This is a genomic window from Kribbella sp. DT2 (assembly GCF_049844575.1).
In the GTDB taxonomy this organism is placed as follows: Bacteria; Actinomycetota; Actinomycetes; order Propionibacteriales; family Kribbellaceae; genus Kribbella.
In genome coordinates this window covers 125,705-136,677 of the sequence record NZ_JBNCLH010000004.1, presented here as the reverse complement: position 1 = coordinate 136,677, position 10,973 = coordinate 125,705, and the positions used below count along the sequence as shown (strand labels likewise).

General features: G+C 67.9%; 12 protein-coding genes. 4 read left to right on the top strand and 8 right to left on the bottom strand.

Features of this window, described 5'->3' with window-relative positions:
• The first annotated feature begins 52 nt into the window (after window positions 1-52).
• Window positions 53-640, top strand: coding sequence for a TetR/AcrR family transcriptional regulator (locus ACLQ2O_RS18540; RefSeq protein ID WP_425832914.1), 588 nt, complete (start codon window positions 53-55; stop codon window positions 638-640).
• Window positions 641-885: 245 nt separating this feature from the next.
• Here ACLQ2O_RS18540 and ACLQ2O_RS18535 read toward each other — a convergent pair whose 3' ends face one another.
• The gene (locus ACLQ2O_RS18535; RefSeq protein ID WP_425834005.1) at window positions 886-1,299 is read right to left on the bottom strand and encodes a GNAT family N-acetyltransferase; all 414 of its coding nucleotides are present in this window, start codon (window positions 1,297-1,299) and stop codon (window positions 886-888) included.
• A 162-nt stretch (window positions 1,300-1,461) separates the two neighbouring features.
• Window positions 1,462-3,477 (bottom strand): heavy metal translocating P-type ATPase, encoded by a 2,016-nt coding sequence (locus ACLQ2O_RS18530; RefSeq protein ID WP_425832912.1) that lies wholly within the window; start codon window positions 3,475-3,477, stop codon window positions 1,462-1,464.
• Window positions 3,478-3,542: 65 nt separating this feature from the next.
• Here ACLQ2O_RS18530 and ACLQ2O_RS18525 point away from each other — a divergent pair, with 65 nt between their 5' ends.
• A complete protein-coding gene (locus ACLQ2O_RS18525) occupies window positions 3,543-3,902 on the top strand; it encodes an ArsR/SmtB family transcription factor (protein ID WP_425832910.1) in 360 nt (119 codons plus the stop codon).
• Between the two features lie 143 nt (window positions 3,903-4,045).
• Here ACLQ2O_RS18525 and ACLQ2O_RS18520 read toward each other — a convergent pair whose 3' ends face one another.
• The 3 genes from ACLQ2O_RS18520 to ACLQ2O_RS18510 are packed head-to-tail and all read right to left on the bottom strand — an operon-like array spanning window position 4,046 to window position 5,889.
• On the bottom strand, window positions 4,046-4,432 hold the full coding sequence (locus ACLQ2O_RS18520) for a hypothetical protein (RefSeq protein ID WP_425832908.1): 387 nt from the start codon (window positions 4,430-4,432) through the stop codon (window positions 4,046-4,048).
• Between the two features lie 48 nt (window positions 4,433-4,480).
• Window positions 4,481-4,708, bottom strand: a complete 228-nt coding sequence (locus ACLQ2O_RS18515; protein ID WP_425832906.1) for a hypothetical protein — start codon at window positions 4,706-4,708, stop codon at window positions 4,481-4,483.
• A complete protein-coding gene (locus ACLQ2O_RS18510) occupies window positions 4,705-5,889 on the bottom strand; it encodes a tyrosine-type recombinase/integrase (RefSeq protein WP_425832904.1) in 1,185 nt (394 codons plus the stop codon). Before ACLQ2O_RS18510 ends, ACLQ2O_RS18515 begins: the two co-directional genes overlap by 4 nt.
• Window positions 5,890-6,261: 372 nt before the next feature.
• On the opposite strand from ACLQ2O_RS18510, the gene ACLQ2O_RS18505 reads away from it, so the two are divergent.
• Window positions 6,262-6,579 carry a cupin domain-containing protein gene (locus tag ACLQ2O_RS18505; RefSeq protein WP_425832902.1) on the top strand — a complete coding sequence of 106 codons (318 nt, stop codon included), beginning with the start codon at window positions 6,262-6,264 and terminating at the stop codon, window positions 6,577-6,579.
• Window positions 6,580-6,861: 282 nt separating this feature from the next.
• Here the strand turns inward: ACLQ2O_RS18505 and ACLQ2O_RS18500 are convergent, their stop codons facing one another.
• Both ACLQ2O_RS18500 and ACLQ2O_RS18495 read right to left on the bottom strand, forming a co-directional pair.
• Window positions 6,862-7,728, bottom strand: coding sequence for a hypothetical protein (locus ACLQ2O_RS18500; RefSeq protein WP_425832900.1), 867 nt, complete (start codon window positions 7,726-7,728; stop codon window positions 6,862-6,864).
• A 314-nt stretch (window positions 7,729-8,042) separates the two neighbouring features.
• Window positions 8,043-9,491, bottom strand: a complete 1,449-nt coding sequence (locus ACLQ2O_RS18495; RefSeq protein ID WP_425832898.1) for an MFS transporter — start codon at window positions 9,489-9,491, stop codon at window positions 8,043-8,045.
• A gap of 54 nt (window positions 9,492-9,545) precedes the next feature.
• Between ACLQ2O_RS18495 and ACLQ2O_RS18490 the strand changes: the two genes are divergently transcribed.
• Window positions 9,546-10,133 (top strand): TetR family transcriptional regulator, encoded by a 588-nt coding sequence (locus ACLQ2O_RS18490; RefSeq protein ID WP_425832896.1) that lies wholly within the window; start codon window positions 9,546-9,548, stop codon window positions 10,131-10,133.
• A 156-nt stretch (window positions 10,134-10,289) separates the two neighbouring features.
• Here ACLQ2O_RS18490 and ACLQ2O_RS18485 read toward each other — a convergent pair whose 3' ends face one another.
• Window positions 10,290-10,805 carry a hypothetical protein gene (locus ACLQ2O_RS18485; RefSeq protein WP_425832894.1) on the bottom strand — a complete coding sequence of 172 codons (516 nt, stop codon included), beginning with the start codon at window positions 10,803-10,805 and terminating at the stop codon, window positions 10,290-10,292.
• Window positions 10,806-10,973: the final 168 nt, after the last annotated feature.

Here is a 10,973-nt window from a genome sequence, read left to right as displayed (position 1 = left end):
GTGTTAACAAGCAAGTGTCAACACGCCTGTAAACAGTTGGGGAGACGAGCTGGTGACCAAAGCACCCGAGGGCAAGCTGCTGAAGCGGCCCGAACGCCGCCGCGCACTGATCAAGGCCGCGGCACGCGCCTTCGCCCGCGGCGGCTACGCGGCCACCAACCTCGACGACGTCGCCGCCGAAGCAGGCGTCAGCCGGGTCCTCATCTACCGGCACTTCGAGTCCAAGACCCAGCTGTACGAGGCCGTCCTCGCCGACGTCAGCGACCAGCTCCGCACCGCCACCGGCCACCCCGACCACGCCACCGCCAACAGCCTGCAAGGGCTGGTCGCCGCAGCGCAGGACAACCCCGACGGGTTCCGGCTGTTCTTCCGCCAGTCCGGCCAGGAACCGGAGTTTCGCCGGCACGCCAACGAGCTCCGCGCCGCGATGAAGGCCACCGCGCACCCCTACCTCGAACAAGTCATCCACGACCAGGCGCGGCTGCGGTGGGCCGCCGACCTGATCCCGACGATCGCCGTCGAGGCCGTCATCGCCTGGCTCGACGCCGGCTGCCCATCACCCAAAACCGCGCCGGACACCATCAGCAGCATCATCGCCAGCGCCGTCTCTGCCATCGCCTCCACCGGCGAAGCGGGCTGACCGGCCGTGGTGGAATCCTTGGCGCCCTGTGACTGCGACCAAGGCTGTTGCCGTGCTGTCATCCATCCGAGCGGGACCAAGCCAAGCCGCCAGGGGCACACTGTGGCTGTGGGCAACTTGTCGCCCGAACTCGCAGGACCGGTCCCAGCTCGAACTCGCCAAGGCCGTCGAGCAGCTGCCTGGCGAGCACGGAATGCCAGGCGGATCCCGCTATGAGTTGAAGTGGGACGGCTACCTTCACTGAACTAGTCAAGCGGAGTGGCTTGGTGGTGGCGCCAGGTCCGTAGTGGTTCGGCGTCGGGGTCCATCACGGGGATGGGGTTGGTGAGGTGGAAGCCGGTTGCGCGAGCGACGGCGGCACTTGCGACGTTGTCGGGGTGGATTCGCAGGATGACCTGTTCCATGCCGAGGTGCTGGTAGGCGTACTCGGTGATGAGCCGGACGGCGCGGGTAGCTACGCCTTGGCGGCGGTAGGCGGCGCCGATCGCGTAGGCCAGTTCCGCGTGCGGCCCGTTGGGGTCGCGGCCGTTAGGCCCGGTGGGGAAGAGCAAGATCTCGCCGCAGGGGGTTTGGCCGTCGGTGGTGATGGCGAGTTGGATGCTGCGGTTCTCGCTGCGGCGGCTGCGCGCTGCTGCGAGGTAGGTCCGGGCAGCGTCCAGGTCGAACGGGTGGCGCAGCGGTGTCCAGCGGTCCAGCTGCGGCTCGAGCGAACAGGTCGACCATCACCGGCAGGTCGTCGTCGGTCCATTCCCGGAGGTGCAGACCGTGCCCGGCCAGCTCGATGTGGTCGTTCAACCGGCGCCCGGCCGATGACGGCGACGTCATGGGCGTGGTCCGTCCTGGTTGGTGGCGCGGTGCCAGGCGGTGTTGCGGAGGAGCCGTAGCCCGTTGAGTCCGACGATGACGGTGGAGCCTTCGTGACCGGCGACGCCGAGCGGTAGGGGCAGGTGCCCGACGAGGTCCCAGGTCACCAGGGCGGTGATGAAGCCGGCGGCGATGATCAGGTTCGCGGTCACGACCCGGCGGGCCCTTCGCGACAGCGCGATCACGGCGGGGATGGTGGTGAGGTCGTCGCGGACGACGACGGCGTCGGCGGTCTGCAGGGTCAGGTCGGATCCGGCGCCGCCCATGGCGATCCCGGCATGCGCGGCGGCGAGCGCGGGGGCATCGTTGATGCCGTCACCGACGACGGTGACGCGTTCGCCGGCGGTCTGGAGTTCGCGGACCTCGGCGACCTTGCCGTCCGGCAGCAGATCGGCGCGGACGCTGGTGATGCCGACGGCTGCGGCGACCTGGCCGGCGGTGGAGGCGTTGTCTCCGGTGAGCAGCACTGGCGCCTTCCCGGTGAGCTGCGCCAGCTGCTGGACCGCTGCTGTGGCTTCGGGGCGCAGTTGGTCGACGATTCCAAGAACAGCGGCCAGGTCACCATCGACCAGGACGACCACTGCGGTCGCTCCGGCTTGCTGGAGTTCCGCGATCGCCGAGCGGGCAGCCTGATCGCGGCCGGCGGATCCGGCCAGGAGCGTCGCGGGAGCACCGATCTGCACCTGCCGGCCGTCGATCGTGGCCGTGACTCCGAGGCCTGCGGTCGCGGTGAATTCCTCGACCGGCGCCAAGGGGAGCCCGGCGGTCCGGGCGGCCGACACGACTGCGGCGGCGAGCGGGTGCTCGCTGGGGTGCTCGGCCGAGGCTGCGAGCACCAGGAGTTCGTCGCGGGTGAACGCGACGTCGTCGAGGAGCCGGATCTCGGCCAGGTGCGGTGTGCCGCGGGTGAGGGTGCCGGTCTTGTCGATCGCGACCTGGGTGGTGGCGCCGAGTTGTTCCATCGCGACCGCCGACTTCACCAAGACGCCGTGGCGGCCGGCGTTGGCGATCGCCGCGAGCAGCGGCGGCATGGTCGCGAGCACGACGGCGCAGGGTGAGGCGACGATCATGAACGTCATCGCCCGCAGCAGCGTAGGCGTGACCGGTTGCCCGAACAGCAGCGGGATCACGAACAGGGCGACGGTCGCTGCGACCATGCCGATCGAGTACCGCTGCTCGATCTTTTCGATGAACAGCTGCGTCCTGGCCTTGGTCCGGGCGGCTTCGTCGACCAGTCCGGCGATCCGGGCGACCACGGACTCTGCGGCCGGGCGGTCGATGCGAATCCGCAGCGCGCCGGTGCCGTTGAGGGTGCCGGCGAACACCTCGTCGCCGCTGGCCTTGTCGACCGGGAGCGGTTCGCCGGTGATGGTGGCCTGGTCGACCTCGCTGGCGCCGTCGAGCACGCTCCCGTCGGCGCCGATCCGCTCGCCCGGCCGCACCAGGACGACGTCACCGATGGCCAGGTCCGCGACCCGGACGGTCTCCTCGAGCGCCCCGGCACCATCGGCGGTCGCGATGCGGGTGGCGGTGTCGGGTGCGAGGTCGAGCAATCCGCGCACGGAGTCCTCGGTGCGTTTGGTCGCGACCGCCTCCAGCGCGCCGGAGGTCGCGAAGATGACGATCAGCAGACCACCGTCCAGCACCTGCCCGATCGACGCGGCGCCGATCGCGGCCGCGACCATCAGCAGGTCGACGTCCAGGCGCTTGTTCCGCAGCTCCTGCAGCCCGGCCCAGCCCGGCTCCCAGCCGCCCGCGGCGTAGCAGGCCAATAACAGCGACCAGTAGACCCAAGTCGGTCCGCCGGCCAGGTCGACGACCAGCCCGGCCAGGAACAGCACCGTCGCAGCGGTCGCCCAGCGGACCTCCGGCAGCGTCCAGGCGCTGCGCCACCACCCGTGCCCCGGCGGCATCGTTGGAGCTGGAAGCGGCGTCTCGCCGCAGACCGCTGCGGCTTCGGTGTCTGTGGTCACCCATACATGCTATCTGCGCAGACATGCATATACGCAAGTAGGCGGATGGTTGATAGGGTGAGTGGATGCACTCGTCGATCGAGAACTTCGAGATGCCGAACGAAGAGCAGGTCCACCTGGCTGCGGAGTCGCTCCGGCTGCTGGCCGACCCGACCCGGATCAAGGTCCTGTGGGCACTCCTGCAGGGCGAGTCGTCGGTGGCGTGCCTGGCCGAGCTGGCCGGCGCCGCCCCGGCCGCTGTGAGTCAGCACCTGGCCAAGCTGCGCTTGGCCGGTCTGGTGAAGGGCCGCCGGGAGGGCACGTTCGTGTACTACTCGGCCGCCGACGATCACGTGAAAGGTCTGCTGGACCAGGCGCTGTTCCACGCCGACCACCTCGACCGCAACCTTCCGGAGGAAGGTAGTAGCTCGGCGCAATCGGCCTGACACGCTCGCGTGATGGACCGAAAGCTTGCCTAGAGCAACACTGAGACCGTGGCCGAGCTGGGCGCCGATCTCCTCGGGCCGGTAGCGCTGGAACTGGCCCGGGCCGAAGAACAACTCCCGGGCCCAACGCCATGCCGCGCGGCTCAACATTCGAGCTGAAGTGGGACGGCTTCCTTTACTGAACCTGTCAAGAGCAGATCGTTAGCCGATGTCGTTTCGGGTGGAGTTCGGTGTTGCTGCCTTCTCTCGTAGTTTGGGCGTTCCAGCGGATCATGTCTTTTGCCCGAAGCTCCAGCGGCGAGCTGCCAGCCGTACGACGGCCGCAGCACCCTGGCCACCATCAACGCGTTCACCGCAGGCTTCAGCGAACTCACCGGCGTGGACGCCTCGACCGCCTCCCGCCACGACCGCGGAGCGCGGTCGGCACCACTGGCCAGCCACCGCTCCTCCCACGACATGCCGTCGAACCGATCCAGCCAGCCCAGCAGCCGCCGAACCCCCAGCGACAGGTTCTTGCGGTTGGGGAACACTCCGGACGAATCCAAGGTGTGCTCGACCGCCTGAGCCAGCCCCAGCTCCTACACTCGCCGCCCCGGCGCGTCCGGCAGCAGAATCGGCGCCTCCAAACCGCGGTCGTAGCCGCGTTGCTTCAGCACCCGCCCGTCGATCGTGAACTGAGCATCGCCAACCACAGGTGGAGGCGACAACAGCTGGATCGGCGGCGCCGACGACGCGCGCGTCCGGGCGGCCTGGCGCCGCGCCGGCGAAATGTCAACCACTGCGTTGGCCCGTGGACTGTCGCTCACGCCGGCAGCCCCAGCAGCTCGCGGACTGCGGCCGTGTCGTACGAAGGCTCGATACTCGGCCCCGCTGGGCGCGGCCGGGAGTAGTGCTCCAGCACCTTGCCGACCAGGTCCTCCAGCCGGGGCTGGGTGTAGATCTGGGTGGTCGACACGCTCGCGTGCCTAAGGATCGCCTGCACGTCGAACAGCGTGAAGACCGGATCGGCCAGGAACCGCGAAGCGGCGGTGTGGCGCAGGTCGTGCAGCGTCCAGTTCGTACCGAGCGCGACGTTCGCGCGCTGCAGCACTGCCCTGGCGGCGTGGTAGGTCACCGGCCGTGGTGTGCCCTGCCGGGTCCACCACACCGGCCCGCCCGACACCGCCGGCGGGCGATCCTCCTGCATGTACAGCGCCACCCACACGAACGAGTCCACGCTCGCCCGGATCGTCTCCCGCCACCGCGACCCTTTGCTGACCACCGTAATCGTGTTCGCGCCCGCGTTCAGGTCGGTGCCGTGGCACAGCCCGAGCAGCTCAGCCGCTCTCGCGCCGCTAGACAGCCAGAACGACACCAGCGCCCGGTCACGGTGACTGCGCAGCGCACCGAACAGCGCGTCGGCCGCCTCGTCGGGGATCGCCCGCCACGACGGCCGCGGCACCTTCTGCCGATACGTCGCCCGGCGATGGACGACGAAGTTTTCCATCGAGTTGTGGTGCGCCTCGACCCGACCACCTGAGCGCGACCGCTGCGCCGGCACCGGGTTGATCAGCGGCCCAAGGTCAGCCACGCACGCCCACTCGTAGAACCCGAACAGCACGCTCAGCTGATGGTTGATCGTGCGCGCCGCGTACCTCACCCCCGGCACAGCCCGCCCCGTGATCGGGTTCACTGGTCCCGATCCCGGCACCGGCCCGTCCGGCCGCCGGTTCAACCGCTGCGGAACAGGTGCCTCGCGCAACCACTCGACGAACTCCCGCACATCACTGCGCTCGGCGCCCTCCCAAGGCGTCCAACGCTGATGCAGGAACCGGAACCACCGCAGCAAGTCGTAGGCGTAGCTGCGCAGCGTCCCTGGTGAGCAGTCCGACGCCGCGAGATCCCGCAGGAAGCCGGAGGCCGCCAGGTGCTCGGCATCCGGGAAAGTCACCCGCCACCGCAGACCGCACTCGAACTCGACCACACGTCCCGGTTCCACGACTGCCACCGGCACACCCTCTCCGCACCACCACCGAAGCGCCAACCGGCGCGCTGAAGAGTTCAGTCAACTAGCCGGGCCGAACCTGTGAATCCGCAGACCAGTTCGATCAACATCGGGGGTGCGAACTGGGATCAGCGAGGGCGAGGAGGCGGTGCTGGTTAAGCCCGTCAAAGCGTTGTCACACCGCGCGGCGCTGTCCTGTCTACCTGGTGCAGGGCCGGATCCAGCTGGCCACTTTCACCGGAGGGAAGCCTGATGAGCACAGACCGAGCTCACGCACACCGCCTCGAGAACCCCGACAAGAGTGGACCGCCGCCGAAGATTGACGTGGTCGCCACCGTCCCCGGGGCGCCACCTGCGCCGGAGGGGGCGGAGGTGATGACTGTTTTGGTCACGTCGCCGCCGAACAGCCCTGGGGCGCCGCCTCATCGGCACTCTGGGCCGGCGTACGGGTACGTGATCAAGGGCGCCATCAATTTCGAGCTCGAAGGCGAGCCGGCGCGGGTAGTTCGGGCTGGTGAGGCGTTTTGGGAGGGAGGTGGGGACCAGATCCATTACCAGGACGGCAACCACCTCGCTGACGAGGAGTCGGCGTTCGTGGTGACGATGTTCTGCGCGCCGGGGCAGCCGATGTTGACCGTGGTCAGCCCGGAGGAGTTGGAAGCTCGGCGAGACCGTCGCGCGCCGCAGTCTTGACCGACGTTCGTTACAATCGTCGCGGTTCAGCGACGCTTTCCGGGCGACCTCGGGCTGCGATGAGCGTTCATGCGTTCGGTCTTGGCCCCGCGCAGGATCCCACAACATCCCGCCCACCCGGGCTGGCTGTAGAGGTTGAGCTCGAAGAGCGCATCGATGTGGTGGCTGGTTCTGATCGGCGGTCGAGACCGCGCGTAGCCGAAGCGCGGGATGGGAGGTCACCGTTGACCGACGTTGATCTACGGACACGAGCGGTCGACAGCGGGGTGAGCGGTGGAGGACTTACAACAATCGGTGCTTCCAGCGTGGAACCACTAGTGACAACGCAGCTGTGAGAGCTGCTGCGACGGCAATGCTGGTTCCGGTCCAGAGAGGTCCGCGGTCCAGAGTTGCGCCGGCGAGTGCGCTTCCGGCGGCGAACCCGATCCAGTTGGCTGTGGTCAGTGCGGCAAACGCCTGGGAATGCGCGTGGCGCGGGGTGTGATTGGCGATGAGAAGTGCCTCAATGGCGTCTGCCGGTCCGGTGGCTGCGCCGGCGAGGAGTAGTAGCAGGACAGTGACCAGGACGGCTGGGCCGGTGCCTATGGTGAGGATGAAGATCCCGTACAGGGCCAGCGCTGCAGCGAGTTGTGCGGGTACTGATCCGGGCAGAGGTAGGCCGCCGTACACGAAGCTGGCTGCTACTCCGCCACAGGCCATGGCTGCTACGAGTGGGCCTGGATTGTGGTTCAGCTGAGCGGCGTGGGCTACGACGCTGACTTGTAGTGCGCCGATGGCGAGTGCGCCAAGTACGACAACTATCAAGATGTGGAATTGTTGGCTGTCCAGACGAGCTTGCTGCCCGGGTGGCGGAGTGGCGCCGGGGTTGGTGTCGATCGAGCGGACAGCTGGGGCTGCGCGTAGCCACCAGGCTCCGGCCAAGGAGACAGCGGCCGTGACGCCGACAGCGGCCGTTGGCTCGGTGACGGCGACGATGCCGCCAACGAGCAACGGTCCGGCGACGAAGACCATCTCGGTGAAAAGTCCGGAGATTGCGAAGAGAACACGGCGGCTGGTCGGGTCGTCGTGGGCTGCGAAGACCTTTTTGGCGATCGCTGATGATGGTGGGGAGCAAGTCCCGGCGGTTGCCGCCAACGCTATGAGCGCCACTGCAGAACCGTCGGTCAGCAGGGCGGCGACGTAGCCGGCGAATGCAGTTGTTTGTGCTGCGGAGGTCGCGGCCAGGGGTCCGCTGTGGTCCGCGGCGGTCGACGACTCGGCCCCACAGTGGGGCAGTGACCGCGACGGCGACGGAGTAGGCGCCAACGACGGCACCGGCGACGGTGTAGCTGCCGGTGTGACGGGTGGCGCTGATGAGTAGGGCGAGGTTCACCATTCCGGCGAGTAAGTAGCACAACAAGACGGCGGCTACGACGCGGGTAACGCCGGGGCTGGCCAGAGCGTTGCGGTAGGCGCTCAGCACGTCAGCGCTCGCCTGTCGATCGATCGGACGGCTTGATCAGCGTTGCTGCCAGTACTGCAGCGAGGCAGGTCAACGCGGTAGCGACGAGGAGCGCCCTGCTCCAGCCCTCTGTGGTGGCCTGGGCGGATCGGGGAGTGTCGCTCCTGGCGGTGATCGCTGTGCTGATGGTGGTGAGTGTCGCGAGACCGAGAGCTCCTCCGATCTGCTGGGCCGCGTTGAAGACCGCGGAGGCGATGCCTGAGTCAGCGGGAGCGGCGCTGGACATCGCGGCGGCGGTGAGAGGGGCGAACGTTATGCCCAGTCCGATGCCCGCGATGATGAGGCCGGGAAGCAGTGTGCCGGCGTAGCCGGAGCCGGGATCGATGCGGGAGAGCAGGCCCAGGCCGAGTGCCACCAGGACAGCGCCGATCGCTGACAGGTGACTGGCGCTGACGCGACCAGTCAACGCTCCGGTAACTCGTGCCGCGACGGCGATGGCAGCCGTCATCGGCACGAAGGCCAGTCCGACGTAGACGGGGTCCTTGCCTTGCACGGTGGACAGGAACAGGCTGACGAAGTAGAAGAGGGCGTAGATCGCCACCCCTAGAACCAGTCCGACGATGTTGGCGGCGACCACTGTCTGGTTGCGCAGGATGCTTGCTGGTAGCAACGGAGTGACGCGGGTTGCCTGCAGGACCGTGAAGCTGAGCAGCAGCGCGACCGCGGCGCCCAGCGTCAGCAGGGTTTCGCCCGACAATCCATGCTCAGCAGTTCTCGTCAGTCCGTAGACCAGCAGGGTCAATCCGCCGGTGGCTGTGATGGCGCCGCTGAGGTCGATCGGCGCCTTAGGAGTGGCGCTGCTTCGTGGTAGCAGGAGCAGACCCAGCGCTACCACAACGGCAATCGCAGGAACGTTGATCCACAGCACCCATCGCCACGAGATTGCCTCTGTGAGTACTCCGCCGAGCACCGAGCCGAGCGCAGTACCCCCGGCGGTCACGCCGGCCCATATCCCGAAGGCCATCGTCCGAGTACGGCCGGGCGGGAACAACTGCATCACCAGGGCCAATGCCGCCGGCGCCATCATTGCCGCGCCCGCTCCCTGAACAGCCCTCGCGGCCACGAGGACCAACTGGTTCGTGGCACCCCCGCCGGCCAGCGACGCCAACCCGAAGGCAGCGGCTCCCAAGAGAAACGTTCGACGGTGGCCGAAGCGATCCGCCGCCCGGCCTCCTATGAGCAGCAGTCCGCCGAACGCCAAGGTGTAGGCAGTAATGACCCACTGCAGTTGGGTGGCGCTGAACGCCAGACCGTCACGGATGGGGCCCAGGGCGACGTTCACGATCGTGGCGTCGACCACGATCAGCAACTGGCCACCCGCCAAGACGCCCAGCGCCAGTGCGGCGCGTGCGCCGATCCGGCTCGGCGTGGACGCGCTCGAAGACTGGGTCCCGATCTCTGAGTTGTTCACTCAACGAGCGTAGAGTGAAATAGATGGTTCGGTCAACGCGTGTAGAGTGACGCTGTGGTCGAGCAAGAACAAGTGTCGCGCGCAGAGCGGCGTCGTCGTACGGAAGAGTCGATCCTGGCGGCCGCGCGCCGTCAGTTCGGCGAGTCGGGGTACGAGCGGACCAGCATCCGGGGAGTCGCGACCGAGGCAGGCATCGATGCTGCATTGGTGATGCAGATGTTCGGCAGCAAGGAGCGCCTGTTCGCCGAGGCTGCCTCGTCGGGTGTGGATCTGCTAAGGCTGGTTGGCGCAACGGCCGACGACCTTGCGGAGGCTGCCGCGACGCACTTGTTCGCCGACTTCGAAGATCCAGGACGTCGCCCGGGAGTCGAGGCCCTCCTGCGTAGTTGCCTCACGCACCCCGCCGCTGGTGCGGCGTTACGCGATCAGGTCACGACTCCGACCCAGGCAGCGGTGGCTGCAACGATCGGCGGCGACGACGGCGAACTCCGCGCCGCCGTACTCAACGCGTGCACCCTCGGCGTGACCATCGCTCGGTACCTGCTGCACGACCCCATCTTGGCGAAGGCCGATCGCGACGACGTGGCACGGGTCCTGCGGCCTGCTCTTGAGGCGATTGTCAGGCTTAAGGCGGAGGGCTAGCTACGTCGGCTGAGCTGCCACTCTTCGTCCGCAGCTCCTCGCGCCGTGGCTGTCAGCCACCGACTTTGATGGTGCAGTTGCCGTCGGCACCGATCGACGCCGCAGCCTTCAGTTGCCCTCGCGCGGTAATGGTGATCTGGGCGCCGCAAACCTGCCTCAGTGGCCCGTTTCCCCCGTGGTCGGACATTGACCGTCGCGATCCCGGTAGTTGCAGACGCGGATCTGTCCGGCCGGCATCGAGCAGGAGCTGCGGGTGCTGGTCGTCGTGCTGCCGGCGATGATGCTGCTCTCGATGTACGGGCTGGAGTTCCAGTCGTTTTTCGCGACGGTCAGGTTCGACGACCGGCCTGACGTCACGCTCGAGATCAGCGGTACCGTGACGGCGCGGCCACCCCAGGAGTGGTTCGCTTGTGCGGGCACGGCAGCCGCGGCCACCGCAACGAGTGCTACCGCGGGCATGGTGCCGAGGTTCGGGTTGTTGAAGTTGGTGTCCTGGTGGTCGAGGCCGTAGGTGTGGCCGACCTCCTGGCACATCACGCCCTGCCGCTCAGCGGTCGGGGCGCCCGACTCGTAGGTGTCGTTGAGCTTGACGCTTCCGGTGCTGATGTGTCCGCTGCCGGACAGGTTGATGGACGCCAGGCCTGCCCACCCGTTGTTGCCGTAGGTGTCCACGCCATGACACGGTATTTCCCGACAGGGAAGACGCGGTCCAGAGCGATGGCCTGATTCGGAAACGCCTGCTCCACCTGTGGCTTCGCCGCCGAGTCCTCGACTCGCAGGTACCACAGGGTGCGGGCGGCCGCTTGGCCGAGCGAAGCGAGTTCGCAGCGTCGTTCTGCA